The sequence below is a fragment of the Gemmatimonas sp. genome, from assembly GCF_036405635.1.
Taxonomy (GTDB): Bacteria; Gemmatimonadota; Gemmatimonadetes; order Gemmatimonadales; family Gemmatimonadaceae; genus Gemmatimonas.
The window spans coordinates 1-25,353 of sequence record NZ_DASWXE010000136.1 but is presented as its reverse complement, the minus strand read 5'-3'; the positions used below and the strand labels follow the sequence as shown (position 1 = coordinate 25,353).

The 25,353-nt window shown below is 64.7% G+C and carries 25 protein-coding genes; 14 read left to right on the top strand and 11 right to left on the bottom strand.

The annotated features are described in order from the left end of the window. Window positions 1-675, top strand: a 675-nt coding sequence (locus VGE27_RS11360; RefSeq protein WP_331049770.1) for a TldD/PmbA family protein, incomplete at its 5' end; no start/stop codon positions are given. A gap of 207 nt (window positions 676-882) precedes the next feature. Here VGE27_RS11360 and VGE27_RS11355 read toward each other — a convergent pair. Beyond that, window positions 883-1,533, bottom strand: coding sequence for a DUF4159 domain-containing protein (locus tag VGE27_RS11355; protein WP_414653559.1), 651 nt, complete (start codon window positions 1,531-1,533; stop codon window positions 883-885). A gap of 249 nt (window positions 1,534-1,782) precedes the next feature. Between VGE27_RS11355 and VGE27_RS11350 the strand changes: the two genes are divergently transcribed. Together VGE27_RS11350 and VGE27_RS11345 are read left to right on the top strand one after the other, a co-directional pair. Beyond that, complete coding sequence (locus tag VGE27_RS11350) at window positions 1,783-2,220, top strand: BlaI/MecI/CopY family transcriptional regulator (protein ID WP_331049768.1); 438 nt, start codon at window positions 1,783-1,785, stop codon at window positions 2,218-2,220. Further along, complete coding sequence (locus VGE27_RS11345) at window positions 2,217-3,596, top strand: M56 family metallopeptidase (protein WP_331049767.1); 1,380 nt, start codon at window positions 2,217-2,219, stop codon at window positions 3,594-3,596. The genes VGE27_RS11350 and VGE27_RS11345 overlap by 4 nt, the downstream gene beginning before the upstream one ends. A 49-nt stretch (window positions 3,597-3,645) precedes the next feature. Here the strand turns inward: VGE27_RS11345 and VGE27_RS11340 are convergent, their stop codons facing one another. After that, entirely contained in the window at window positions 3,646-4,158 is a 513-nt protein-coding gene (locus tag VGE27_RS11340; protein ID WP_331049766.1) for a glutathione peroxidase, read from the bottom strand. Window positions 4,159-4,236: 78 nt separating this feature from the next. Here VGE27_RS11340 and VGE27_RS11335 point away from each other — a divergent pair, with 78 nt between their 5' ends. Next, on the top strand, window positions 4,237-5,355 hold the full coding sequence (locus tag VGE27_RS11335) for an ABC transporter substrate-binding protein (RefSeq protein WP_331049765.1): 1,119 nt from the start codon (window positions 4,237-4,239) through the stop codon (window positions 5,353-5,355). Between the two features lie 10 nt (window positions 5,356-5,365). Next, entirely contained in the window at window positions 5,366-7,357 is a 1,992-nt protein-coding gene (locus tag VGE27_RS11330; protein ID WP_331049764.1) for an ATP-binding protein, read from the top strand. Window positions 7,358-7,382: 25 nt separating this feature from the next. On the opposite strand, the gene VGE27_RS11325 is transcribed toward VGE27_RS11330, so the two are convergent. Beyond that, window positions 7,383-8,513 carry an FAD-dependent oxidoreductase gene (locus tag VGE27_RS11325; RefSeq protein ID WP_331049763.1) on the bottom strand — a complete coding sequence of 377 codons (1,131 nt, stop codon included), beginning with the start codon at window positions 8,511-8,513 and terminating at the stop codon, window positions 7,383-7,385. A 95-nt stretch (window positions 8,514-8,608) separates the two neighbouring features. Next, on the bottom strand, window positions 8,609-8,866 hold the full coding sequence (locus VGE27_RS11320) for a CsbD family protein (protein WP_345788010.1): 258 nt from the start codon (window positions 8,864-8,866) through the stop codon (window positions 8,609-8,611). A 388-nt stretch (window positions 8,867-9,254) separates the two neighbouring features. Between VGE27_RS11320 and VGE27_RS11315 the strand changes: the two genes are divergently transcribed. Both VGE27_RS11315 and VGE27_RS11310 read left to right on the top strand, forming a co-directional pair. Continuing rightward, window positions 9,255-9,758 (top strand): hypothetical protein, encoded by a 504-nt coding sequence (locus VGE27_RS11315; protein ID WP_331049762.1) that lies wholly within the window; start codon window positions 9,255-9,257, stop codon window positions 9,756-9,758. Between the two features lie 21 nt (window positions 9,759-9,779). Further along, window positions 9,780-12,800, top strand: a complete 3,021-nt coding sequence (locus tag VGE27_RS11310) for a PAS domain S-box protein (RefSeq protein ID WP_331049761.1) — start codon at window positions 9,780-9,782, stop codon at window positions 12,798-12,800. Here the strand turns inward: VGE27_RS11310 and VGE27_RS11305 are convergent. After that, a complete protein-coding gene (locus VGE27_RS11305; RefSeq protein ID WP_331049760.1) occupies window positions 12,760-13,455 on the bottom strand; it encodes a hypothetical protein in 696 nt (231 codons plus the stop codon). The genes VGE27_RS11310 and VGE27_RS11305 overlap by 41 nt on opposite strands. A 21-nt stretch (window positions 13,456-13,476) precedes the next feature. Here VGE27_RS11305 and VGE27_RS11300 point away from each other — a divergent pair, with 21 nt between their 5' ends. Then, window positions 13,477-14,109, top strand: a complete 633-nt coding sequence (locus tag VGE27_RS11300) for a response regulator transcription factor (RefSeq protein WP_345788011.1) — start codon at window positions 13,477-13,479, stop codon at window positions 14,107-14,109. Between the two features lie 228 nt (window positions 14,110-14,337). After that, window positions 14,338-15,087 (top strand): DUF4397 domain-containing protein, encoded by a 750-nt coding sequence (locus VGE27_RS11295; protein WP_331049758.1) that lies wholly within the window; start codon window positions 14,338-14,340, stop codon window positions 15,085-15,087. Window positions 15,088-15,166: 79 nt separating this feature from the next. Here the strand turns inward: VGE27_RS11295 and VGE27_RS11290 are convergent, their stop codons facing one another. After that, entirely contained in the window at window positions 15,167-15,835 is a 669-nt protein-coding gene (locus VGE27_RS11290) for a response regulator transcription factor (protein ID WP_331049757.1), read from the bottom strand. A 205-nt stretch (window positions 15,836-16,040) separates the two neighbouring features. On the opposite strand from VGE27_RS11290, the gene VGE27_RS11285 reads away from it, so the two are divergent. Continuing rightward, window positions 16,041-16,433, top strand: coding sequence for a response regulator (locus VGE27_RS11285; protein ID WP_331049756.1), 393 nt, complete (start codon window positions 16,041-16,043; stop codon window positions 16,431-16,433). Between the two features lie 88 nt (window positions 16,434-16,521). Here VGE27_RS11285 and VGE27_RS11280 read toward each other — a convergent pair whose 3' ends face one another. Next, the gene (locus VGE27_RS11280) at window positions 16,522-16,674 is read right to left on the bottom strand and encodes a lmo0937 family membrane protein (protein WP_331049755.1); all 153 of its coding nucleotides are present in this window, start codon (window positions 16,672-16,674) and stop codon (window positions 16,522-16,524) included. A gap of 432 nt (window positions 16,675-17,106) precedes the next feature. On the opposite strand from VGE27_RS11280, the gene VGE27_RS11275 reads away from it, so the two are divergent. Together VGE27_RS11275 and VGE27_RS11270 are read left to right on the top strand one after the other, a co-directional pair. After that, window positions 17,107-17,949, top strand: a complete 843-nt coding sequence (locus VGE27_RS11275) for a hypothetical protein (RefSeq protein WP_331049754.1) — start codon at window positions 17,107-17,109, stop codon at window positions 17,947-17,949. A 205-nt stretch (window positions 17,950-18,154) separates the two neighbouring features. Next, the gene (locus VGE27_RS11270) at window positions 18,155-19,480 is read left to right on the top strand and encodes a hypothetical protein (RefSeq protein WP_331049753.1); all 1,326 of its coding nucleotides are present in this window, start codon (window positions 18,155-18,157) and stop codon (window positions 19,478-19,480) included. A 111-nt stretch (window positions 19,481-19,591) separates the two neighbouring features. Here the strand turns inward: VGE27_RS11270 and VGE27_RS11265 are convergent, their stop codons facing one another. Continuing rightward, the gene (locus tag VGE27_RS11265) at window positions 19,592-20,092 is read right to left on the bottom strand and encodes a hypothetical protein (protein WP_331049752.1); all 501 of its coding nucleotides are present in this window, start codon (window positions 20,090-20,092) and stop codon (window positions 19,592-19,594) included. Window positions 20,093-20,231: 139 nt separating this feature from the next. Here VGE27_RS11265 and VGE27_RS11260 point away from each other — a divergent pair, with 139 nt between their 5' ends. Further along, complete coding sequence (locus tag VGE27_RS11260) at window positions 20,232-20,675, top strand: hypothetical protein (protein ID WP_331049751.1); 444 nt, start codon at window positions 20,232-20,234, stop codon at window positions 20,673-20,675. A 21-nt stretch (window positions 20,676-20,696) separates the two neighbouring features. Here the strand turns inward: VGE27_RS11260 and VGE27_RS11255 are convergent, their stop codons facing one another. Continuing rightward, the gene (locus VGE27_RS11255; protein WP_331049750.1) at window positions 20,697-21,014 is read right to left on the bottom strand and encodes a multidrug efflux SMR transporter; all 318 of its coding nucleotides are present in this window, start codon (window positions 21,012-21,014) and stop codon (window positions 20,697-20,699) included. A gap of 98 nt (window positions 21,015-21,112) precedes the next feature. Between VGE27_RS11255 and VGE27_RS11250 the strand changes: the two genes are divergently transcribed. Continuing rightward, complete coding sequence (locus VGE27_RS11250) at window positions 21,113-21,745, top strand: peptidylprolyl isomerase (protein WP_331049749.1); 633 nt, start codon at window positions 21,113-21,115, stop codon at window positions 21,743-21,745. A gap of 77 nt (window positions 21,746-21,822) precedes the next feature. Here VGE27_RS11250 and VGE27_RS11245 read toward each other — a convergent pair whose 3' ends face one another. Both VGE27_RS11245 and VGE27_RS11240 read right to left on the bottom strand, forming a co-directional pair. Continuing rightward, entirely contained in the window at window positions 21,823-24,471 is a 2,649-nt protein-coding gene (locus VGE27_RS11245; protein WP_331049748.1) for a DUF5916 domain-containing protein, read from the bottom strand. 15 nt (window positions 24,472-24,486) lie between these two features. Continuing rightward, window positions 24,487-25,353, bottom strand: an 867-nt coding sequence (locus tag VGE27_RS11240) for a HEAT repeat domain-containing protein (protein ID WP_331049747.1), incomplete at its 5' end; no start/stop codon positions are given.

Sequence of the window (25,353 nt, the reverse complement as noted above, 5' to 3'; positions counted from 1 at the left end):
CGCATCGTGGGCTATGAGGCCAACTACGCCGGCACGAGCTTCGTGAAGCTCTCCGACGTGGGCAAGCTCAAGTACGGCTCCAAGCAGTTCAACGTCACCTGTGACAAGACCAGTGCGGGTCTTGGCACCGTCGGCTTTGACGACGATGGCGTGAGGACGCAGAAGTGGCCGCTCATTCGTGACGGCGTGCTCGTGGGATTGCAGACCAATCGCGAAACCGCGCACTTCGTGGGCGAAAAGGAAAGCCGGGGCTGCACCTTCGGCAGCACGTGGCGCGACTATCCGTTCCTGCGCATGCCCAACGTGCATGTCGAGCCGGGTCCGGCCAATTCGCCCACACGCGATCAGCTCATCGCCGATGTGAAGGACGGCGTGATGATCGACGGCCGTGGCAGCTATTCCATCGACCAGCAGCGGTACAATGGCCAGTTCGGCGGCCACATCTTCTGGGAGATCAAGAACGGCAAGATCACGCGTCAGGTGACCGACGTGACGTACAACGCCATCACCACCGACTTCTGGGCCAACCTCGACGGCATCACAGGCCCGAAGGAATGGCAGATGCACGGCACCGGTGGCGATGCCAAGGGACAGCCGACGCAGACGAACAGCATCTCACACGGCTCACCGTGGATGCTGATCCGCAGGATCAACGTCGGCGCCGCCTTCGACTGAACTGTCGATAGTGGGAAAGGAAGCGGGGGCCGCGATGTTGTCGCGGCCCCCGCTTTTTCTGCGCCCTGCTTCCTGTCCAACTCCTTCCTGTTCCCTTTTGATATCGTGACGCGGTGGCGACGAACATTGGTCGCCACCGCGTCATTGGTTTCCAGAGGAGTCAGGAGGGAGTTGGAGAGGAAGCGGGAAGCAGGACAGCCACACACCTCACGTCATGGCGTAGACTACCACATTCACCCCAAACCGGGTGTTGTCGCGCCGACGGAAGCGCTTGTTCTTCCAGTCGTAGTCCCACTCGCAGCCGTAGTCCTTGTTGGAGTACAGCACGCCAAGTCTCCCGCGACGCTCCACCCCGCGCAGATAGTCGTGCACCACATTGTCGCCCCATCCATTCAGTTCATGCGTGGTGCGCGGTGGGCCATCGGGAAACTCGAAGAAACTCGAGTACAGCGGATGCGTTCGTCCGATTTTCGGCATCGCGTTCGGCCCGAATGCCTTGACCATCTCGGCCTCGAAAGTCTTGGCGTACAGGCCATTCACATCGTGGTTGCAGTCATCGCTGAACAGCAGACCGCCGTTCTCCACGAAGCGCACCAGCCCTTTCCGCTCGGCGTCGCTGAAGCGCACCAGTTTGTGGCCCGTCATGAACAGGAACGGAAACGCGGACAGTTCGGCCGAGTCTGCGGTGATGACCACTTCCTGCTGATTCACCGGGATCTCGGTGTACTGCACCACCGCATCGAGCAGATTGGCGCACACCTTGGGGTTGTAGTCCCAGTCGCCGGAGTCGTAACGCAACCGCGCGAACGTGAACTCGAACCACCGGCGCGGTGCCATGTGCGGTGCCATGCGCGGCATCATGCCCGGAGCACTCAGTGCTTCGGCGCGCACCAGCGGCAACGCCGCACCGACACTGCCGAGCATGGCGGCACCACCAGCCAGTGATCCCAGGCGCGCGAGGAACGCGCGGCGCGAGCAATCCGACGTCATGCTGAAAGATACCCCCTCCGCGCCCCCGCCACCGACTACTAACCACATAGTTGACAAAACCGAACAACGACACCACTATCTACTACGAGCATAGTTTATACCCTCCCGTCAACCGTCATGGACGACTTTTCGCTTGGTGCACGCGAACTCGATGTGATGACCCTGCTGTGGCAGCATGGCAGTGGCACCGCCACCGAGATTCGCGAACGACTCGAGGCCGATCTCGCCTACACCACGGTGCTCACCATCCTGCGCAATCTCGAAGCCAAGGGATTGTTGCGACATGAGCCCGAGGGGCGCGCGCACCGTTACTTCCCCCGCGTCGAACAGCGCGCAGCCCAGCAATCGGCACTGCAACGGGTGCTCGGCAGCTTCTTCGGTGGCTCCGCAGAATCGTTGCTGGCCCGTCTCGTCGACGACCAGCATGTCGATGCAGCGGAATTGCAGGCCATCGCCCGACGCATCACCGAAGGTCAGGGCGCCCGGAACCAGCACAGCGATGCATCGCCGGCATCGCCCAAGCCGTCCACCACCAAACGCCGGCGGTCCTCATGATTGCGCTGTGGATGCTCAGCAGCATTGCCTTCGGCGCCCTCGTGGTCATCGCGGCGCTGATGTTGGACACCCTGCTGCAATTGAGTGCGCGACAGACACGCAGCGTCTGGATCGTGGCCACCTTGTCTGCGGTCTCGTGGCCGCTGTTGGCACCCATGCTGTGGACACCGGAAGGCACAACGAACATGACGCGGGTGCTCACGACGGCCAACGCGGTCGTCGCTGGATTGCCTGCGGACATTCCATCCATGCCCGACCTCGGGACACGACTCAGCGTGCTGGATATCCCGCTACTGCTCGCGTGGGCGGTGACCAGCCTCTGGCTGATGGTGCGATGGGGGCTTCTGGCGCGCGTGCTGCGACGGCACATGCACGATGCCGAACCGCGCACCGTGAATGGTCAGTCGACCCTCGTGACACGGGATCTCGGCCCAGCGGTCATTGGCGTGCTGCGCCCGCGCATGGTGCTCCCGTCGTGGTTCTTCGAGTTGGATGGCGGCCTGCGCGCCATGATCCTGTCGCACGAAGTGGAGCATGTGCGCGCACGTGACCAGGTCACGCTCACGATCGCACGGCTGCTGACGATCCTCGCTCCATGGAATCCTGCCGTATGGCTGCTCGCCCGTCGCACGCGTATCGCCACGGAGGTGGACTGTGATCGCCGAGTGATCCGTGGCGGTGCCACGGCCAGCCAGTACGCGCAGTTGCTGCTGTTCGTCGCGCATCGCCAGCACAGCCACCCGCTCTTTGCCGCCTCACCGGCCGCGGCAACACTGGGTTCGCACATGGCCGGATCGCCCACCACTCTTCGCAGGAGAATCACCGCCATGCGTGCCTCACCACTTTCTTCTCGCGCACGCACCGTTCGTTCGCTCGCCCTCGGCGGCGCTGCGATCATGGTGATCGCGATCAGTGCCTCGCCACGGTTCGCTCGCGCCCTGGCCAGCGTGCGAGATGCCCGGGTGCTTTCACCAGCCACGGCCACGGTGCAACCGCCGGCCAAGCCCATGGTCGAGTTCAAGCTCGACAGTCAGGCCACGCTCATCGAAGGCACCGCCCCGCCGCGGTATCCGGCGGAGTTGCTCGCGAGTCGCACCGCCGGCTCCAGTCAGGCGCAGCTCGTGGTTGATACCTCGGGCCTCGTGATGACGGGATCAGTCAAGATCGTCAGCGCCAGTCACCCCACCATTGGCCAGAGTGTGGCGCAGGCGGCCGCGGCCGCGCGCTTCCGTCCTGCTCGTGTCGGCGGGAGGAACGTGAAGCAGCTGGTCCGATTGGTGTATCACTTCAACATGCCCGGTGTGGCGCCGGCCCCAATCACCGTTGCCCCCGCGGACATCCGGACGTTCGAGATCACCGTCACCGCACCCCGCTAACGCCGCACCGCGTTGACCCGTACCACACTGATCAGCGCGTCGTGCGCAGTCAGCCGACGGCCGGAGGATGCGCGAGCGCCCGTACTATCGGCGCTTCCAGTTCATCAGGCGTGACCGTGGGTGCAAACCGTGCCAGCACCGTACCGTCACGACCAATCAGGAACTTGGTGAAGTTCCACTTCACCGACGTGGTGCCAAGCACACCGGGCTCCTGCCCCTTCACCCACTCCCAGAGCGGATCGGCGGAATCGCCGTTCACGTCGAGCTTGGAAGACAATGGGAATGTCACGTCGTATGTGAGTGAGCAGAACCGGGCGATCTCTGCCTCGTCGCCCGGTTCCTGCGCACCGAATTGATCGCAGGGACAGCCAAGCACCACGAGACCGCGGTCCCGGTACTGCCGCCACAGACGCTCCAGTCCCTTGTACTGCGGTGTGAAGCCGCACTGACTGGCGACGTTCACCAACAGCACCACCTGCCCGTCAAAGCGGGACATGGGAAGCGGCTCGCCGTCGATCGAACGGAGAGAGAAATCACGAAATGTCGCACTGGGTGTGGTCATGATCTCTCCAACCTAGCGACCCGCGTGGCGCACACCGATACTCCCCGCGTATCTTCCTGCGACCTCCACCGGCACCGCATGCTCTCCAGTACACGCATGGCTTTCCGGCGCCACCTGGCGGCCGTCGCAGCGCCGCTCCTCTTGCTGGCGTGCCGTGAGCAGCCCCGGCCCCTGATCGGTGCCGCGCTGGGTGCCACGCTCAACGAAGCGGTGACGATGGCGCTCGAAGATGTCGCCCCACCAGGCACACCGCCCATCGCCGACACGCTGTTCCTCGCTGAACAGAGCTCGGTCGCCGCCTCGGCCATCGAACTCGCCAGCACACTGCTAACCAGACCCAACCTTGTCGCGGTTGTTGGGCATACCAACAGCAGCGCCAGTCTGGCCGCCGCACAGCTCTACAACGATGCCAAGGTCGTGGAGCTCGCCCCCACGTCCACAGCGCAGCTCTACTCGTCTGCGGGACCGTTCTCGTTTCGCATGGTGCCACCCGACCATCGCCAGGGACGTGTGCTCGCGCAGGCCGTCGCCGAAGCCCGCCCCAATGGGGCACGTGTGGCACTGTTGTACGTGAACGATGACTATGGCCGCAGCCTGCGTACGGTGGTCGCAGCCAGCCTCGATTCGATGCAGCTCCGTGTTGTCGCTGACCTGCCTCACCTCGACAGCCCGGGACGCGCCCGCACGGTACTCGCCGACATCGAATCGGTCATCCGCGCCGATCCCAACGTGATCGTGTGGCTTGGTCGACCGGCCTCGCTGCACGCCGTGCTGCCGGCCATTCGCGCCTCGCTGGGTGAGCTGCCGGTGTTCGCCAGTGATGCCACCACGGCATGGAGCCTCAGCGGGAACGTCGACGGTGTGCTCACCGGTGTGTGGTACGTGGACTTCGTGGACCTCAATGCCACGGCGGAAGGCCGCCGGTTTCGTGAACGCTATCGCACACGCTTTGGCCGTGCGCCCGGTGGGGGCGAGGCCCTCGCCTACGATGCGATGCGCGTGATCGTGGAAGCCATTCGCAACGGAGCGCGATCGGGCGACGATGTGCGACGTTTCCTCGATGAACTGGGACGCGAGCGTTCCGCCATCCAGGGCGTCACCGGATCGATTTCGTTCTCGGTAGATGGCGATGTCCGCCGTGATCCCATCCTGCTGCGAATACCCTCCCCGGATTCCATCGCCACCGGCGATCGTTGAGACGCCCCTGATGTCCACCGATCGCGCCCGCACCACTGACACCAAGCGCCCGCAGCGTTCTTTGCGCGAGCGTTTGTTCGTGGCCGGCGTCACCATGGCGATCAGCGCCGTGGTGGCCCTCGCGGTCATCGCAGCCGCAGGCTCCCGTGAGCAACTGCAGCTGCGACGCACCGCAGCGCACGTGATCGAGGAGCAGCGCATCGGTGACGCGGTGATTCGCGGTGTCATGAGCCAGCTCGCCATCGCCGGCGATCCGACCAGTCGTGGTTCCCGCGCCCGCCTGGCTGCGTTCGACTCCATCGGTCATGGCGTGTACGATGACGTGCGCCAGTATCTGTTCCGCACACTATCGCCTGCCGAACGCCTGCAGATCGAGTCGGTGAAGGAAGAGCACCAGCAGATGGAAGTCGCGGCGCGGCGCGTAATGGCCGCCGACAACCAGCAGATGGCCACTGCCGCCGCCGGCAACAATGAAATGGTGCAGCACGCCTTTCAGTTGCTCGACGCCCTGCAGGGTTTCGTGGATCTGCGCGAACAGGCGCTCACCACGCTCGCCGACACCCAAGGCAGCACCCTGCAGCGCCTCACCATCGGCAGCATCGCCTTCATTGCCAGCATGCTGTTGATGCAGATCGTCCTGGCCATGCGGTTCGTGCGTCGTCGTGTAACCGATCCCCTCGAAGATTTCACCGCTGCCGTCGCGCGGGTCGGTGCGGGTGATCTGGACGTGCGCATGCCCCGGGCCGCCGACCGCGAGTTCGCGTCCACCTTCCAGGCGTTCAACGAGATGTCGGCCAGCCTCGCCACCGCGCGAGCCGATCTCGAGGCCCGCAACGACGCGCTCACCGCCGCGCTGGCGCGTGTGCGCGCCACGCAGGACGAACTCGTGCAGGCGGAGAAACTGGGGGCCATTGGCCGCATGACGGCCGGTCTCGCCCACGAACTGAACAACCCGCTGGCCACGGTACTCGCCAGCAGTGAGTTGCTCGCCACACGGCTCAATGAAAACGATCCGCCCAGCATGGAGCAGCTTTCGACCGAATTTGTCGAGCCCATGCGGCGCGAAGCCCAGCGTGCGCGGCTGCTGGTGCGCAGCCTGTTGCAGTTCGCGCGCCGCGCCGAGAGCGAGGTGGGACCGGTTTCATTGCGCGAAGCGGTGGACGTGGTGCGTGAACTCCGGCAATTCGCGTTTGCCGGCGCCGGCATCACGCTGCAGATCGAGCCGATTCCCGATGTGCTGGTGATGGCCGAACGACAGCAGCTACAGGGCGTGCTGCTCAACATCATCAACAATGCGCTCGATGCGCTCAAACCACGCAAGCAGGGACTGGTCCGCGTCGTTACCCGCATCGAACCGAACAGCGTGGAAGTGGTGGTGCAGGACGATGGGCCGGGATTGCAGGATCCTTCGCGCGTGTTCGAGGCGTTCTATACCACCAAGGGCGTCGGCGAGGGGACCGGACTCGGTCTGGCCCTGGCCGAACGTTTCATGACATCGTTCGGTGGATCGATCATCGCTGGCAATCAGCCCTCGGGTGGCGCGTGCTTCACGCTGCGTTTTGTGCGCCCCCAGGTCGCAGCACCAGCGGCTGCGCAGGCCGAACCCGATGTCGCACTGCCCATACGCTCCACGTCACGGCAGCAGCGCGTGCTCGTGGTGGACGATGAACCTGCCATCCAGCGTGCGCAGAGTCTCCTCCTCAAGCGATTGGACCTCGAGGTGGAGACCTGCGACAGTGTCGCCGCGGCGCGAGCAGCCATCGCGCGGAGCGAGTTTCACGCCATCCTCTGCGACGTGAAGATGCCAGGCGAGAGTGGCGTGGTGCTGTTCCAATGGATACGGCGCGAAATGCCGTCGATGCTGCCGCATTTTCTGTTTGTCACGGGCGACATTGCGGCGGCCGAGCTGAGCGAGATTGCGGCTGAATTTCCCGACGCGCTCATCTCCAAGCCGTTCGATGCGCGCGAATACCTGCTGCGTGTGGAGCGCGCGCTGGCCTGACCGTCCACTGCACGCCCCATGCGGCTCAGCGAAGGTGCGCGTCAATGCGAAAAAGTGCCGCATCCGGATCGCGCTCGCCTCGTAGCGCGGCCGCGACCACCTGGGCTGCCACCACGCTGAACGTGATGCCATTGCCGCCGAAGCCTGCCACCACCCACGCGCGCGAGTGCCCCGGAAGGCGATCGATCAGCGGCAATGCCGACGCGGACTCACCAAACGCGCCGCCCCAGCGGTGTGTCACATCCAGCGACAGGGCCGGGAGCAGATCCCGCACATCCTCCCGCAACAATCCAGCCTTCTGCGGGAGCGCATCCAGATCGGTGTGGGCGCTGCCATCCTGTTCGTCACGCCCTCCCGCCACGATGTAGCCGTCACCCAGCGTCCGGAGGTACATGTAGGGATTGGCCCCCTCCCACACCACGGTGTGCGACAGCCACGAGGGCAGCGTTCCACGCACGCGCGCCGCAATGGCCCAGGTGCTGTGAATGCGATGCGTACGGGGCGGCACAAGGCGAGGCACTTCGTAGCCACAGCAGAAGACGACCTGATTGGCTACCAGCACGCGATCATCGTCCGTGGTGAGCAGCACGCCATTTCGGATCGGCATGACATCCACGACGTTGGCGCCGTGATAGAGTCGCACACCCGATTTCATGGCACGTCGCAGCAAGCCCGCCGTCAGCCGTGCCGGGTGCGCCACCGCGGCGCCGGGGCCCACGATACCGGCGGTTCGCTCAATGCCATAGTGATCACGCAGCAATGCGGCGTCGAGATACGTCGCATCGAGACCGGCCCGCTGGCGGGCGATCGCCTCTTCCTTGAGCGCGACGCGCCCATAGCGCGAACCGGCGAGATACAGACTGTCACGCGAGGCGAACTGACAGCGCAGATGATTGGCACGCACGATGTCCCCAAGCTCCTGCACCGCACGAGCCGACCGGCGCCAGGCTCGGGACGCCCGCGACCATCCAACGTGCTCCGCCAGCCGATGCAACGGCAAGTCGAGTTCATATTGCAACAGGGCCGTGGACGCCATCGTGCTGCCGGCAAGCGGACGTCGCCGATCGACAATGACTACGTCGCGACCGGACAGCCGAAGGGCGCGGGTGACCAGTGCTCCACTGATCCCCGCGCCCACGACTACGACATCAGCCATCACGGCGGCTGGCAACGATGTGGTGCGTACTGCTGTGCCGGAATCTCCGACCCAGACAGACTCACCGCGCCGAAGCCGCCGGCGCGATGTCAATGTCATAGGCTGCCTTTGGGTGTGCCGTAGGCCGCACCCGACGGCGGCGGAGCCGGCTCATTCCGCATCATGTCGCGGTACTGATTGAGCTGATCCTCCACCTTGTCCTTGGCTTCACCGTAGCGCTGCTGGATCAGGCCGGAGAGCTGCTCCCACTTGCCCTCCATCTGATCGAGTTCGTCGTCGGTGAGCTTGCCCCACTGCTCTTTCAGCTTGCCCTTGACCTGCGTCCAGGCACCCATGGCGCGATCGGTATTCATGGCAGTCCTCCTGATGACGTGAGATAGATGGTTGCCGCAGGATGACGGTCCGCTTGGACGGTCCGCACATCGACATCGGCGACATGCGAACATTCGCCGTCGTGACTGGGCAACACAGTTGGCCGCATGACCGATCTTTGGTGCGGCCCTTTCGCCGAGCTGGATCTGATCCTTTCGGGGAATGGCGCTGGACCTGAACACACACAGGACTCCGTACAACGCCCGAAGCGGACCGAGGATCTACCCCTTTTGGATAGTGTCCAGCTTGGATACCGAAGACGACTATTCACTCGCGGTCGCGTGAGCGGCCCGATGAGTCGCACAGTCCGCGCTTGCCCCAGCAAGGCCCGCGCGACTTCTGTACTCGCCTGTGCCGGTACGAGCGTTCGTGTCTCCTGTTCGACGATACATCCGATCCTTCACCGTACGTGCGTCGGCGCACCTTGCCTACGCGCTCTGGCGCGATCACGCCACGCTGGCTGCGGATTTCGCGCCGGGTGTTCATGCCGTCATGCATGGCGCCCGCACACGTTGGCGCGTTGAGTGCGAAATCGAGCCCTGCTCCTGGGAAACGGTGTGCACCGCCGATGTGCCCGGGCGTCTCCTGACCTGGACCACGGTCACTTCTGAGCGCGCGCGACATAGCTGGGACTTCTGGTTCGCAGAGCGCGCCGACGGGTGGGGCACCGATATCGAGCTGGTCGTCGTGCTCGAGGGGAATGGTGCTCCCGGCAGCGATGTTGCGCCGGAAGTTGGCAATTCCCCAACGGACCTGCACTTTCAGCACAAGGTGGAGTGCCCGGGTGGCGACCCGCTGCTCGATCCCGATCCGGAGCACGCACTCGATCGTTTGATTCTCCTCTGGCAGGCCCGGCTCGCGCAGTCGCCCTGACCCTTCCCCCTCATTGCGGTCATGGCGTCACAGCCTCGCAGTTCCGGCAAGAACTTTTCCAATCCATTTGATCGTCTCACCACGCGCTCTCTCACCTGGGGCGCGGTGATCGCTGCTGCCGTACTGGCGATCAATGTCCCGCTGACGGTCAGCAACACCCGGGAAATCGAACGCAACGCAGGCTGGCTCGCCCACAGCCACGAAGTGGTCAACGAGCTGGCGCACCTGCAATTGCTCGTGAAGGACGCCGAGACGGGTGTCCGTGCCTTCGTGGTCACCGGCGATTCGCTCGACATGGTGAATGTGCCTGCCATTCGTGCCGCGGTCGCCCAGCGCGTGTCCGTTCTCGATACCTTGCTGACGGACAACGCCGCACAGCGTAGTCGTCTCATCACACTGACGGCGTTCGCGAAGGTGCGCCTGGACGCCCTGCACGTGCTGCAGGAGACTGCCGCCACTCAGGGTTTCGAGGCCGCGCGGAAGGTGATGCGGGGACTGGGCAGTGGACGACGAACGGGTGATTCGCTACGCGGACTGGTCGACCAGATGGTCGAGGCGGAACGGGTGCTGCTCAACGAGCGCGCCGCCCAAGCCAACCTCACCTACAAGCAGGCAGCACGGAGCGGAGTCTTCGCCGGCCTCGCGGCCCTCGTGGCATTCCTTGGCTTTGTGGTGGTCCTGCGCCGGGAGCTCACCGCGCGCGGCGAAGCAGCCGCACTGCTGGCGGAAGAACGCGAACGCCTCGACACGACGTTGCGCAGCATCGGTGATGCCGTCATCACCACCGACACCAACGGCAACATCACCACGATGAACGCCATCGCCGAGCAGCTGACCGGCATGCAGTCGATGGCTGCCGTGGGCAAGCCGCTCGAGGAAGTCTACCGCATCCCCTTCGATCCGTCGACGAGTCTTGCTGAGCACCCCGTGCGGGCGGTATTGGCTGGCCGTCGATCTCGCTCCGAGCTCCACTCATTGACGCTGCGCGCCCAGGATGGCACGGCGCGCCCCATCGACCAGACGGCCGCGGCGATTGTCACGCCGTCCGGCGTGCGACTGGGTGGCGTACTCGTCTTCCGCGACGTCTCGGAGCAGCAGGCCACACAGCAGCGCATTCGCTACGGCCAACAGCGCCTGATGCTCGCCCTGCGATCGGCACGCCTCGTGTCATTCGACATCAACCTCGACACGGGAGAGCTGGCACTTTCGGAGAATGGACCGGATGTCTTCGGTCTCAAGCCGGGGCATTTGCTGCCCACGCTGAACGACGCCCTGGCCATCGTGCACCCGGAGGACCTGCCAACCGTCGCCGAGGCGCTGCAAAGTGTCGATCAACCCGGCGAAGCGTTCCAGGTGTCATGCCGCATTCTCCGCGAAGTACCGGGAGACTTCGGGTGGGTCGAGGTACGCGGCGAAGTCCAACTGACGCGCGACGGCAAGAAGGTGCTCACCGGCCTGGTGCTCGATGTGACCGAGCGTCGCGCGGCCGAGATGTCACTGCGCGAAAGTGAAGAGCGTTTCCGCAGCATGGCCGACAGTGCGCCAGTGATCATCTGGATGTCCGCGTCCGATGGCACGATTACCTACGTGAATCAGAAGTGGCACGATTTCACCGGCATCGGGCCGATCGACATCGCGGCGATCGTTCCCTACGAGCGGGTGCATCAGGACGACCGCGAAGAACAGTTGCGGCAATTCCGGGAAGCCATGCAGACCCATCGCACGTTCCGTCAGGAGCTGCGCATGCGCCGCCACGATGGGACCTATCGTTGGGTGATCAACACGGCCACCCCGCGCTTCGGTGAAGCCGGCGAATTCCTTGGATTCATCGGATCGGTCCTCGACATCGAAGATCGCAAGCAACTCGAGAACGAGCTGCGATCACTGGCCGCGCACCTCTCGGACGCCGATCGTCGCAAGGACGAGTTCCTCGCCACGCTGGCCCACGAGCTGCGCAATCCGCTGGCGCCACTGCGCAATGGTGTCGAGATCCTGCGCCTCGCGGCCCCGTCGCCCGAGATCATCGAGCGTACCCGCGGCATGATGGAGCGCCAGCTCGGCCAGCTCGTGCGTCTGGTGGACGATCTGCTCGACGTCTCACGCATCACCAGCGGCAAGCTGGAATTGCGGCACGACCTGCTCACACTGCAGATCAAGCTCAAGAACGCAGCCGAGGCGAGCAATCCCACGCTGGTCGCCCGTTCGCAGCGCCTGCACATCACGGCGCCCGAGGCACCGGTCGTGGTGGAAGGCGATGCGGCGCGTCTCTCGCAGATCTTCGCCAATCTCCTCGACAACGCGTCGAAGTACAGCCCACCCGATACCGATATCCACGTCAGCGTAAGCACCACGGCGAAACACGCCGTCGTCACGGTGCGCGATCAGGGACAGGGCATTCCCCGGCATCTGCTGCACAAGGTGTTCGACTTGTTTGCACAGGTCGATCGCACCCTCGAGCGCACCACGGGTGGTCTGGGTATCGGCCTCACGCTGGTGAAGCGTCTGGTGGAGATGCACGGGGGAACCATTACGGCGGAGAGCCCGGGCGAAGGCAATGGATCGACCTTCACGGTCGTCCTGCCGCTCGCCGCCGCCAATGCGGGCGGCGGACATACGCTCAGCACCGACACGGGCCGCTCCTCAGCGGATTCGCTGTCGCTCGTCATCTGCGATGACAACGTCGATGCCTCCACCACACTGGCGACGATTCTCCGTGTGGGCGGACATGATGTCACGACGGTGCATGACGGGCACGAGGCCATCGCATTGGCGCGCACGGGCCGGGCCAAGGTGTTCATCCTCGACCTGGGCATGCCAGGCCTCAATGGCTTCGAGACGGCGGAGCAGGTTCGCGCCCTGCCCAACGGTGATTCGTTTGTGCTCATCGCCCTGACGGGCTGGGGCAACGAGGAATACCGGCAGCGGGCCAAGGCCGCCGGCTTCGACCATCACCTCGTGAAGCCGGCAGATCCGCGTTTGCTTGGGGAGCTGCTGACCCGCGTCAGCCGCCAGTTGAAGGCGACAGGCGGCACTGCCAGATGAGCCGGTCCGGCGACTGTGCCTGCCACCAGGTCATCGACCAGGCCCGGTCGGCACAGAGCGCCTCGCAGTACCGCTGCCAGCGAGTACGTCGCGCACCGACTTTCGGGCCACGCCCGTCGGCATGATGGCCGGCACCGATGGTCAGGGTGACCTGCACGGCCTGTTCGTCCGCATCCGAGCCGGATTTTGCAGCAGGGCGTACCGTGATTTCGAACGCCACCGAGCCGGCCTGCCGCTGCGGCGCCAGGTGATGCAACGCACCAAGCAGCAGCAGCGTGAGCCCTCCGACATCGCACTCGTTGAGGGGGGCCACCGCGTCAGACGCCGTCACCTCACCTGACGAACCGCGCGGCAAGGCGGTCAGGATCAGTCGACGCAGTTGATCTATCCACCAACCCTCGGGCGCGGCACGAGCGGCGCCAAGGCCGGACCGTCCTTCCCCGCCCCGAATGACCTCCAGCATCCGCATGGCGGCGCGCACCTGGTCCGCCAGCGACTTGAGCACCGCCCGCTGGCGCTCCTGGACCGCCGGGTCCCCCGATCCGGGAATTTCCGCGCGAAGTGCGAGCGCACCGGCGATACTTCCCAGATCGTGGGTGACGGCACTGACGATATCCCGCTGCAGTTGTGCAGTTTCCACGGTATCCAACGGCATCCCCATCTCCGGAGAACTCGCCTGATGTCGGCAACGACGATTCGCATCCTGCTGGTAGACGACCACGCCATCCTGCGCGAGGGCCTCGCCGCGCTGCTCAATGGCGTGGACGGGATGCAGGTGATCGGTCAGGCCGGCGACGGCGCCACCGCCATCGACCTGTACCGCGAGCTGCTCCCCGACGTGGTCATCTGCGACCTGCGCATGGTGCCGATGGACGGCACGGAAGTCACGAGCACCATCCGCGGTGAGTTCCCCAACGCACGGGTCATCCTGCTGACCACGTACGACACGGACGAAGAGGTGTTTCGCGGACTGCGCGCGGGCGCATCCAGCTATCTTCTCAAGGATGTCGAGCCTGCGCAACTGGTCGACACCGTGCGTGCCGTCTACACGGGACGCAAGGCGATCGATCCTGCGATTGCCGCCAAGCTGGCTGAGCATGTGGCGAACGACGCACTCACGGCGCGGCAGCTCGAAGTGCTGAAGAGTCTCGCCGAAGGCCGGTCCAACATCGAGATCGCCAACACGCTCTACATCAGCGAAGGCACCGTGAAGGCCCACATCAAGGCCATTCTGCAGAAGCTCGGTGCGCGTGACCGCACGCAGGCGGTGACCATTGGCATCAAGCGCGGCCTCATCCGCGAGCTCTGAGCGCACCGCAGCAGTCGCATGTCCTATCTCCCAAGAGATAGAAAGCAGAGTCACTTCCGGAAGAGGTGACTCTGCCCTCCCGGGGGCAGGGAAAGATGCGTCAGGCGTGCAATGGTTGGCCGAGGGCAAAGGGGAGATACTGGGGAGCGAACTGGATGGTGCCTGCGCAGTCATGCGGCACGCCATATCAGTCCCTCGATCGTTATCCCGCCTACTGGAGACCCCGCCATGTTGAATCATACGCGCTCCCTGATCCTTGTTGCTGCTGCTGTCATCGCCACGCAGGCCTGCGGCCGCGAAGCCGGTGACGATCGCGCCGTTGAAACGCGCTCGGAAGACGGCACGCTGGCCAACGCCATGTCCGCCGACAGCGCCAACGAGCGCGGTGTCGCCCTGGTCCGTGTGGTGAACGCCGTGCCGATGTCGCGTGAGCTGATGATCCGCGCCGATGAATCCCATGTGCTGCCGTCGGTGAAGTTCCAGAACGCCAGCGCGTACCAGCCGATCGACCAGACCTGGGCCTCTTTCCAGGTGGGTGACACGGTGGCCGGCACGTTCGTGCCGCTCAACACTAATCGTGAGCTGCTCACCAACGGCGATCGCTACAGCCTGATCGTGCTCAAGAATCAGGAAGGCACGAACTTCGAGACGCTGGTCGTGCGTGATCAGTTGGTGCAGGAGCCGGGCAAGGCCGCTATTCGCATCGTGCATGCCGCACCGGGCGTGCGTGAAGTGATCGTGCAGCCGCGCAACGGTGAGCGTCTGGTGGAAGGCCTCGACTACGGCGAGGAAGACGCCTACAAGATGATCGACCCGTGGTCGGGCGTGCTCGAGATCCGCGCCGACAACCGCAACGAGTCGCTGCTCACCACGCCAAAGATGAACTTCGAGGCGGGCAAGGCCTACACGCTGGTGCTCTCCCGTACGCCGCAGGGCAAGGTGAACCTCTTCTGGTTCGCCGACTCGCCGACGAACTAATGGCCACGGGTTGCTGGTGACGGCTTTCGCCGGCCACGCTGCACCAACTCATGCTCCCCTGACGCGCCTTTGGGTGCCGTCAGGGGAGTAGTGTTGTCCAGACACCTTGTGTGGCGCGCACAAAGGCGTCGAGCGTCGCACGGGGGTCGCAGCCCTTCGCAATGAATCCGGCCGCACCAGCGCGCTGGGTCGCGTCGAGCAAGGCCTCGTCCACCATGCCCGACATGAGCGCCACCGGCACATTGGGATACCTGGCCCGCATCGCGGCGCAGAGTGCGACGCCATCGTCATCGGGCAGGTGCACGTCCAGCACCACCACGTGGGGTTGGTGCGCCGCCAGCTGATGCCACGCCTCCGCGGCATTGCGCGCGAGTCGCACCGCGCCGATGCGAGCATCGGCCAGCGCAAAGTCCGTGAGCGCTTCCGCAAGGACTTCGTTGTCGTCCACCAGCAGCAGATGAATCGGCTGATGCGGTATGGTCGGCGCTTGATCCGGAGGCGCATCGCCTGACGCCGTGGGCTCCGCCTTGTGCGGGGCGCCGGACAATGTGGGAGAGCCGACCGCCGTTTGCATCGCGTCCACCAAGGCCGTGACGTCCCGCATGGACGAATGCAGGGACGACATCAGGGATTCCAGCGATGTGCCGGCCGCCAGATGTTGGCCGGCGTCGATGCGCAACTGCATTGGCATCAGGCGGTTGCGCAGTTCGTGCAGCAAGGCTGACACATCCCCTGATGCACCGCTCATGGACCGCCCGTGTTGCCAGGTGATTGCGCGCACATATTCCGGAGCACCATTCCGGGACCCAACGGTAGAAAATGCCGACCGGGTGTGCGGATTGCCAGCGCCCGGTGAGTCACGTTCACACGCACAGTTGGTGCGCCGACGCACCGTCCGTGCTTGCATGCCGTGTCGATCCCAGGGATCGCCGGCCTCTTTCTACAACACACGCATGACACCTACCGAAATCCGCGCGCTGGTCATCGACGACAATCAGGATGTACGCGAAAGCATGGTGATGGTGCTGGAGCTGATGGGGTGCTACGCCTTTGCCCTGTCATCGGCGGAGGAAGCGCTTCCGTTTCTCACGGAAGAGCAGCCGATCGACGCACCAATTCATATCGCGTTTGTCGATGTCTCGTTGCTCGGAATGTCCGGTTACGAGCTCGCTCGCATTGTCCGCTCGAAGCACGTTCCTCGCAAAGCCATGCTGATTGCGATGACGGGCTGGGGCGCTGAACGAGATCGGGAACGTGCTCTCTCCGAGGGCTTTGATGCGCACGTGGTCAAGCCATTGGACATGACGCGGTTGCGCAGCTTGCTGGACGCGGTACGCCCACGCTGATCGTCGGCAGGGCGGTTGGTTCTCGAAAACCAAACGGGGCCGCATACATGGTGTATGCGGCCCCGTTTGATGCCTGCGTCGTACATCGTCAGGAGATCGGCTTGCGACCCTGGATGACTCGCAGCAGCACCATCACGATCGCCACGACCAGCAGGATGTGAACGAAGCCGCCAATAGTGTACGACGACACCATCCCAAGCGCCCAGAGAATGAGCAGGACAATGGCCAGTGTAGTCAACATGGTACCCTCCTGTATGATGACGACCGATGCCGTTCGGTCGATGGTTGATGACGATGCTTACCGATGCCGCCATGGCGGGCGCGTCGTTCGGACATCGTCTGGCACAGGAGCAGAATAGGATTCCCTGCGCAGAGCAACCAGTAGCCGCCAGCGGAGTCTTTCACTGCCCCTTTTGGACAGGGGTCACTCCCCGCCAATGGGGGTGTCAAAGATCACTCATCCGGGAACGCGCGCGGACGTCCGGAAACTCCTATCCTGATCGCAGCCGCTGGACGTGCCGTTTCTGATCCATCACGAGTTCGCACGCAGGTTCGCACTCACGATCGATCGCTCACGATGCGCCGCAGCGTTCCACCAGTCCAAAGGCCGCGCGAGTCCTCCAACCCGGCGCCGCCCGCGACTGAGATAGCAACGACCCCCTCGGAGGCGAACATGTCCTACTCAATGCCATCCATCCTCACGACCGCGCGTCAGGGCCTCTCCTCAGCCATCACCTGCGCCGCGCTCGCCTGCTCCATCGGCACTCCGGTCGCGCTCTGGGCGCAGGGCTCCGCGCCGGTGGCGCTTTCCAATCAGGTTCCCGTCGCCAGCTCGCCGATCACGGCAAGCACGGCCGGCGGCGATAGCACGACTGAGCAGCCGATCCGCCGCAACGTCGCGCTCTTCCGGAATAGCGGCTTTTATGTCTCGCTGGGCGGTGGTACGGCGCTCCCCTCGCTCGAGCTGAGCGATGCGGGCTATCAGCAGGGCTACAACTTCCACATGCCGATCGGTTTTCACCGCCCGAATCAGCTGCTCGGTGTTCGTCTCGACCTGGGCTATAACCGCCTCGGCAGTGATCGCAGCGTCGTCGTACGAAATGCGTCGGGTCAGGGCTTCGCCGTCCCGGCCAATCGTCCACAGATCTATTCAGCCACACTCAACATGACCGCGCGTGGCCAGCTTGGTGCGGTGGGTATCTACGGTGTGGGTGGTGCGGGCATGTACCAGTTCCGTTCTTTCGGCCGCAACTCGCCAATCGATCAGGTGGTCGGTGACGGCGAAGAGACGCCGCCGGTCGAATTCAACAACGGCAATCGCGTGCGTCTCAATGCCTTCGGCGCGCAGATCGGTGGTGGTATGGAGTTCGGCATCGGCCCGGCGGCCATGTTCGTGGAGTCGCGTTTCGTGAACGTCTTCGGCAACACGAACGACTACCTGAGCAACGATGGCAGCCTGGCGAGCCGCAACGCAATCCGTTGGGTGCCCATCTCGGTCGGTATCACGCTGCGGTAAATCACGTTCGTCGCCGGGCGATCAGGCCCGGCGACGAGGCAACACCCCTCCAGATGCGTATCCGGACTGTCTCCCGGATCGCTGCAGTCATAGAGAAACAACCGATCACGCCCCAGGCGCGTCCGAAACGCAGCCGGGGCGTGCGGCGTTTTTGCCCATGCCGCTCGACTGACCCAGCGCGCAGATTGCATTCATGCCGACCGGTATGCGCCCCCCCCACGATGAGCAGTCATCGGACGACGACGTGCTTCGCGCCCCGTCGCGCCGCAGCATGCGCATGCTGTTCGCCCAAGTGCTCGCGGCGGTGGTGATCACGCTGGTGCTGGTACCCATCGTGGCCATCGGCACGTCGCGCCCCACACGCACCTTCGATCTCGACCGCATTGGCGCCCGTCTCACAGCGCTGGACTCGCTGCGAGATTGGCGGCTCGATGCCGCGCTAGCGCCAGCGCTTGTCGTGCCGGCGCATGGCGTGCCAGCGCTGCGTGATTCACTCACCGTCGCCCTGCAGCAACTCGGCGCCGTGCAGCCCATTCTGCCCAACCGCCGCCGCGAAACCAGCGCCGCATCGCGCCCCTGGAACTCGCTTGCCCCCGACGCGGGCATGTTCTCCGGTCTCCGCTCTGCACAGTATCGTGGACCCAATCCGTCGATGATCATTGCGCGGGCGCGTGAGGGATTCACCAGCGCCGAGTTGTCCTATCTCGGCGCGATGGCGCAAGCACCATTGTGGACCGACTTCGAGCAACTCACGCGCCTCTCGCCCGCGTTGGGATTGATGCAGCCCATCGTGCCGATCGGCGACAGTGCCCGGGTTCCGATGCCAGCCCTGCTCGCGTTTGGCGATGCGCGGCAACTGGCCATTGCGTCCATCTACCGGGCGGCGTGGTCACTTGCGATGCGCGACTCACTTGGCGCCGAGCAGTCATTGCGTCGCGCACTGACGGTGGGATTTTCGATCATCGACGTGGGCACCGGTGCACTCGACGCATTGGCTGGGGCGACATTGGTGGACATGGCACGCGATGGGTTGCAACAACTGCGCGCACCCGACTCTCCAGCGGCCATGATGGATCGCACGGCGATGGCTCGACCCCGCATGGCATTCATCGAGAGCATGATGAACCAGACGGCGGGCACGCCCACCCACCAGCTTCGGCGCGAGCTGAATGAAGCCATCGCGGACTCCACATTGCCGCGCACGCTGCGACTTCAGGCGCTGCAATCGCTGGTGCTCACGAACTGCGATGAAGTGCGCACGGCGTTGCTCGGCGCCAGTGACGACATGCAAGCCACGGTGCAGGCAGCCCGGCGCTCGATGAGCCACGTACCCGGAGACAGCGCGTTCTTCGATGCGATCGATGCCTCGCTCGCGCAGGGCCCCGCGACACCGCCGCTGGCCACGCCCACCGGTCCGTCCTCGCCGACGGCTGCCGACCAGGTGTTCGGTGCTGTCGGCGATGCCGTGGCGTGGGCGACGCGTACACCGCGCATTGGACGGTGTACGCGTCGGGCACTGCAAACACGGTAGAGACGTCAGATGCGCTTGCGGCTGACCGTCATGGCATAGGCTTGGAGCAAGGCCTGATCCACATCATGGGGTCGCCACGCCACGGGCAAATGTGTGGCGAGGGTCTCCTCCTCAATGCCACGCCGCCCGAAAACGTTCATTCACGCGCGACGTCATGTACACAATGGGAAACGCGACAAACGGCACATGCGCCGCAAGCTGAAACCACCACCGACCCGTCACACTCGGCGGACGCCCGGTCGCGAGAGGAATAAGCACCAGCGACATGAGGCTCCATACCAAGGGGCCATACAACGCGGACACCAGCATGACACCACCCAACGTGCGCAGCTGAGCGCGCAGCCACGCACTTCGCTCACTCAGCAGCAGAAACATAGTAGAGCAGAGCAGTGCCACACCGGCATGCACCGCGAGCCCCAGCACCGTGGCTTGTGCCCCGCCATCGATCATCGATGCGCCCAACACCGTTGACGCGACGCCCTGCCACAGGCGCGTGAACGTGGAGCCATAGGCAAACACGCTGAGACAGGTCGCGAAGACACCATCCACCACCGCGATCACGATCCACACACGCCAGAGGCGCGACAGGAATCCCGCCGAAGTCCGAGTCATGGCGCCAATCTGCCGCGCCGGGTTGCAGGCGGCCATGCGCTCCACGCCATTCGTCCCTGCCAATGGCGTCCCGGCCGTGACTCACCCCTCTCGCACGGGGTACGGCATACGGATCGACAAACCCCTTTCCGTGCCTCCCATGAAGACACGTCTGGCCGTCTCCCCGATCATCGCGACCACCGCCTTGCTGGCCGCCTGCTCGCCCAGTGGCACCACCGGCGGCGCCACACACGACACCGATGCTCCCACCGACGCGACATCACAGGCCGTGCGCGTCGGCCAGGCCGTCCCCACCAGTAGTGGCGCCCTGTCAGTGTCGCTTCTGTCAGTGGATCAGGATTCCCGCTGCCCACGCAGTGTCGTGTGTGTGCGCATGGGCGATGTGGATGTCACCCTCGGCTATCGTAGCGGCGGCGGGCCCGTGACACCGTTCAAGCTGCGATGGGGTGCGCCGCCGTCGGACACGACCGTTGCCGGTGTTCGTGTGACGCTCGACTCTGTGACGCCGTGGCCCGAGACGCCGGGTGCGCCCACGCCCCCCGATCGCTACACAGCCTGGCTCACGCTCAAGGGGCAACGCTGAGCATTGGGCCAACGGGCCCTGTCAGGACGACAATTTCATCAGCACCAGCCCCGCCACGATGAGCACGGCAGCGGTGAGACGCATCGCACTCACCGTCTCACCAAGCACCAGAATGCCCACCGCGAACGCACCAATGGCACCGATACCCGTCCACACGGTGTATGCGGTACCCAGCGGCAGCGTCTTCATGGCGAGGGACAGGAGCGCGAAGCTCGCGATCATCGTCGTCAACGTGATCACTGTGGGCCAGAGTCGCGTGAATCCCTGCGACTGCTTCATGTAGTACGCCCACACGACTTCCAGCACTCCAGCAACCAGCAGCGAACCCCAAGCGGCCATACGGCCCTCCAGTGAAGTAGGGCCGGGCCGTCCCGGACTTTTCCCAAGAATGGGCGAGGGCGTGGCCTCGAGACTGAAATATAGCCATTCTTGAGGCCATGTTCACCTCTCTCATGCAGCGTGCGCGCTCCGCTGCCATCGCCGCCTGCGTGATCCTGCTCGGCCTCTCCGCGCTGCCCATCACGGCCCCTGCACAGCAGGCAAGCCCCGGCACCGTGGCCGTGCGCATCGAGACATCGCTCGGCACCATCCTGGCCGAAATCGACAGCGTGCGGGCACCGATCAGCGCGCGCAACTTTCTGCGCTATGTCGATTCCAGCGCGTACACCGGCGGCCGATTCCATCGTACCGTCACGATGGACAATCAGCCGCGCGACACCGTGCGCATCGAGGTGATTCAGGGTGGTGCCAATCCGTCACCCACGCGCACCCGTTTCCCCGCCATCCCGCTCGAACGCACCAACACCACGGGCCTCAAGCATCGCGACGGTACCCTCAGCATGGCCCGAGGCGGCCCCGATTCTGCCACCTCGGACTTCTTCATCTGCGTTGGCGATCAGCCTTCACTCGACTTTGCCGGACACCGCAATCTCGACGGGCAGGGCTTCGCGGCCTTCGGTCAGGTCACGCAGGGCATGGACATCGTGCGCGCCATTCAGAAGCGGCCCGCTGAAGGTCAGTCGCTGAAACCACCCATCGAGATCGTGCGCATCGAGCGCGTGCGCCGATAGCAACGCTATCCGCCCGCGAACAGCAGCACGAAGAACCACAGCGTGATACAGAAGCTCATGAGCGGTTCACCTGGAGTTCAGGGATTGAGCCAGTAGGAAACCTTGAGCAGGAACGTGTTGTTCGGCGGCAGCCCGAACAGGTCACGCATGTCAGGACCAAAGGCAAAGCGCCCCGACATATCCTCGTAGCCACTGCGTCCATGCTGCCATACGAGGAACACGGTGGACCCGGGGCGATACTCCCAGCGCGCCACCACGTTGGAGCGCCACTCGCGGAACTGGAATCCGCCGCCATCCTCCGCCGTGACCTGCCAGCGGTCGGCATACTTCGCAGCACGCGGCGCGGCGGGCAGCATGAGACGATCGTAGTCGCCCGTGGACAGATAGGGCTGTCCCCACACCTGCAACGACAACGTGGGTGTCGCCGTGAAGTTGAGGCGAATGCTGCTGGAGAACGTCGTCTGCTCGAGTGGCGCGAACAGCGACTGCAGCGCCCCCGTGACATTGTCCGTGCGATTGCGTACCCACTGGGATCCGATGTTTGCGCGCTGCCAGCTCGCGCTGATGGATGCCGAGAATCGCGATGATGCGCGGAACTGCAGGTTCGGATCCACCCAGAAGCTCGAGCTGCGCCCCTCTTCGGCACGACGCCCACCGATGAACACCGACGGGATCAACACACGACGCGGGTCGCCCTCCACACCGACGCTGTAGTTGAATCCCGACGGCAGTCGGATGGCCGGTCCACCGCGCGCCACACGATCGTCGTAGGCCGGGAACAGCGTCTGTGCGGTGATGCCACCGTGCAGCCACCACTGCGTGGGCAGTTCGATGTGCCAGTTGGTGTTGGCACTGTTCCACGTGTTCATGCCGGCGGCCGACCAATCAGTGCCGAAGTTCGTGTTGATGAACGCCCGACGGTAGTACGCGGTGGGCTTGAGCAACTGGAACGCATACCAGCCACGGGCGATCTGCTGGTCGGCACGCGCCTGGAAGCCGAGGTCGTTGGTTTCGTAGCCCGCCGAGAAGCGCTGGTACACGAACTGAAAGCGCGTGATGCCACCGCCGAACTTGCTGAGGGACACACGCTGTGCGTGGCCGCTCATGGAAGTCGCAGACGAATCCACCTGCAGCGCATCGTCGGGACGCTGGTACCGATGCACACCGTCGGTCTGCAACTGCAGGATGCTGCGCGCATCACCACGCACCGTGCTGCCTGAGAGTGAGAAGGTCGCTTCGTAGTTGCGTTGCCCGAACCGATGCCGACCGTCGATGCCGCCGGTGTACGCCTCGCGCCGCAGCCAGGGTTGAGTCCATTCGTCGAGTGAACGATTGACGGCGGTGACCATTGCCCCCACGCCACTCTGGCCACCGGCGAGATCCTGCTGCAATCGCACCACCGCGTGATTGGTCATCGGTTCGATGGTGCGGTTCTCCGTCCCAACCATGCGCTCCGTGACCACGTCGAGCACGCCCACCGACAACCCGCTGTTGGTGCGGCCCGTGATCTTGGCTGCTCCGAGAATGGTGGACTGCTGCGGACTCGCCGCATCACCGAAGCGCCCCACCAACTGTGGCGCGCGGCCGATACGCCTCGAATAGAACAGGCCTCGACATCCCGTATCGATGTCACCGCAGAAGTTGCGGAACGCGAAGATGCCGGCGCCCTCCAGGAAGAACGGACGCCGCTCCTCGAAGTACGGCTCGAATGCCGACAGGTTGAGCAACGACGGATCAGCTTCCACCTGACCAAAGTCCGGGTTCACCGCCGCATCGAGCGTGAGATTGGAAGCCAATCCCATCTTGAGATCGGCCCCCACAGTGCTCTGCTGCGGGTGCGTGGCGCCGTTGGCCCCGAATCGCGTGGTGCTCTTGGTCAGCGCATATGGCGTGATCTCCAGACGACGCGGCGACGGGATGTCCTGCAATCCCACGAGATCCCCGCCCTGTGAGATGAAGCCCTGCGCATCAGGCCGGAACAGCGGCCAGCTCAGGCGCTCACCGGTACGGGCAATCTCACGAACAAACAGCAGCCCAAAGGTGTGCGCTTGCTGCGCGGGAAAGCGGAGCTGACTGAATGGCAACCGATACTCGGCCGTCCACCCCAGCGAGTCGATGCGTGTGGCCACGTCCCAGATCGCATCCCACGTGACATCCTCGTTGTTGTCGTTGTACACGAGGAAGTCGCGTTTCACGCCCACCGGGTTCACCGCAAACTCGTAACCCGTGCGACGGTCGTGATAGGAATCGATCACCACCTTGAAATGGTCGCTGTTGGTGCGCACATCGCGCCGGCTGAGCAGCGCCATGATGCTGTCGGGTGCGGGATCGTACATACGAGCGAACACGTACAGCGCCTTGTCATCGAAAGCCACGCGCACGGTGGTGCGGAAGCGCGGTTCACCGCCGACGCGCGGCTGATACTCCAGGAACCCGTCCACGACCGGCGCGTTCTGCCAGACGGCATCGTTGTCGACACCATCCAGCACGGGCGTGTTGGCGGCGCGCACCGCGGTGGCCGGCAGCATGGCCGGCGTACGGGTGGGCGTCACCGCCGCCGACGCCCCTTCGGTTCTGGTGTTACCCGTTGCCTGGGCACCAACATCGCCCACGCAGGTCACGGCAGCCGCCATGGCGGCCATCGAAGCCACCGTAAAGGAGGTCACAGCGCGCACCCGTCCCTCGCGCACGGTGTGCAGCACCGTACGCGCGAATGAAAAGAGCATGTGGAGGGTCGCCGATCAGGGGAACGGGCGCGGACGCGGCATCGGCCACGGCCAGGGATCCACCGCACGACCACGCACCAGCGATCGCACCGCCAGTTCGCGCACCTTGGCATCGGACGAATTCACGAGGGCTCGCACCGCGCGGTCACTGCCCCCTCCGAGATCAGCCGCGGCACGCACCAGGGCCTGTCGTACCCGATCCACGTCTTCCTTTTCGAGCGCGTCCACCACGGCATTCAGCGTGGCGGGATCGTGCAGTTCCTTCAGTGCCCACGCCGTGGCGCGACGCACCTTGGGCTCCTTGTCCTTGAGGGCGCGCAGCAACGCCGAGGGCGCGGTGCTGCCGTTGCCATTGCCGATCGATCCCACGGCCCACGCCGCGATTTCTCGCACATCGGCGCTGCGATCCTCCGCCGCCGCCGTCGCGAGGGCATTCGCGGCCGAACGATGATTCGTATTGCCCAGTGTCCAGGCAGCAGACTCGCGCGCGTCGGGATCTTCATCGCGCGTCACCATCGCGATGAGCGCATCACCCGCTTCGTCGGTGAGACGGCGCTGCTGACCCAACGCCCACGCCGCCATTTCCCGTACCGAGGCGTCGCGGTCTCGCAGGCCACGCGTCAGCGCCGCACTGCCCTCACGTGGATCGATGTTGCCGATCGCCCACGCCACCGTACGACGCACCTGCGGGCTGGGGTCGTTGGCAAGCAATGGTGCCAGCGTGGTCACACTGCGCGTCGAGTCGAGCTGCCCAATGGACGTCACGGCCGCCAGGCGTACCATCGTATTGCGATCGTCCACCAGGTCGTGCAGGGAGCGCAGCGCACCGCCATCGCGGAGGCGACCGGACGCCCATGCCGCATTGGCTCGCACGCTCACCAC

Coding starts and splice junctions, on each gene's coding strand:
- VGE27_RS11325 (WP_331049763.1), bottom strand. CDS start 8,513: ATGGCTGATGTCGTAGTCGTGGGCGCGGGGATCAGTGGAGCACTGGTC.
- VGE27_RS11255 (WP_331049750.1), bottom strand. CDS start 21,014: ATGGCCGCTTGGGGTTCGCTGCTGGTTGCTGGAGTGCTGGAAGTCGTG.
- VGE27_RS11260 (WP_331049751.1), top strand. CDS start 20,232: ATGAAGACACGTCTGGCCGTCTCCCCGATCATCGCGACCACCGCCTTG.
- VGE27_RS11340 (WP_331049766.1), bottom strand. CDS start 4,158: ATGACCACACCCAGTGCGACATTTCGTGATTTCTCTCTCCGTTCGATC.
- VGE27_RS11290 (WP_331049757.1), bottom strand. CDS start 15,835: ATGAGCGGTGCATCAGGGGATGTGTCAGCCTTGCTGCACGAACTGCGC.
- VGE27_RS11305 (WP_331049760.1), bottom strand. CDS start 13,455: ATGCCGTTGGATACCGTGGAAACTGCACAACTGCAGCGGGATATCGTC.
- VGE27_RS11265 (WP_331049752.1), bottom strand. CDS start 20,092: ATGACTCGGACTTCGGCGGGATTCCTGTCGCGCCTCTGGCGTGTGTGG.
- VGE27_RS11355 (WP_414653559.1), bottom strand. CDS start 1,533: ATGCCGCGCATGGCACCGCACATGGCACCGCGCCGGTGGTTCGAGTTC.
- VGE27_RS11245 (WP_331049748.1), bottom strand. CDS start 24,471: ATGCTCTTTTCATTCGCGCGTACGGTGCTGCACACCGTGCGCGAGGGA.
- VGE27_RS11285 (WP_331049756.1), top strand. CDS start 16,041: ATGACACCTACCGAAATCCGCGCGCTGGTCATCGACGACAATCAGGAT.
- VGE27_RS11295 (WP_331049758.1), top strand. CDS start 14,338: ATGTTGAATCATACGCGCTCCCTGATCCTTGTTGCTGCTGCTGTCATC.
- VGE27_RS11345 (WP_331049767.1), top strand. CDS start 2,217: ATGATTGCGCTGTGGATGCTCAGCAGCATTGCCTTCGGCGCCCTCGTG.
- VGE27_RS11275 (WP_331049754.1), top strand. CDS start 17,107: ATGTCCTACTCAATGCCATCCATCCTCACGACCGCGCGTCAGGGCCTC.
- VGE27_RS11270 (WP_331049753.1), top strand. CDS start 18,155: ATGCGCCCCCCCCACGATGAGCAGTCATCGGACGACGACGTGCTTCGC.
- VGE27_RS11310 (WP_331049761.1), top strand. CDS start 9,780: ATGGCGTCACAGCCTCGCAGTTCCGGCAAGAACTTTTCCAATCCATTT.
- VGE27_RS11350 (WP_331049768.1), top strand. CDS start 1,783: ATGGACGACTTTTCGCTTGGTGCACGCGAACTCGATGTGATGACCCTG.
- VGE27_RS11320 (WP_345788010.1), bottom strand. CDS start 8,866: ATGAATACCGATCGCGCCATGGGTGCCTGGACGCAGGTCAAGGGCAAG.
- VGE27_RS11330 (WP_331049764.1), top strand. CDS start 5,366: ATGTCCACCGATCGCGCCCGCACCACTGACACCAAGCGCCCGCAGCGT.
- VGE27_RS11250 (WP_331049749.1), top strand. CDS start 21,113: ATGTTCACCTCTCTCATGCAGCGTGCGCGCTCCGCTGCCATCGCCGCC.
- VGE27_RS11335 (WP_331049765.1), top strand. CDS start 4,237: ATGCTCTCCAGTACACGCATGGCTTTCCGGCGCCACCTGGCGGCCGTC.
- VGE27_RS11280 (WP_331049755.1), bottom strand. CDS start 16,674: ATGTTGACTACACTGGCCATTGTCCTGCTCATTCTCTGGGCGCTTGGG.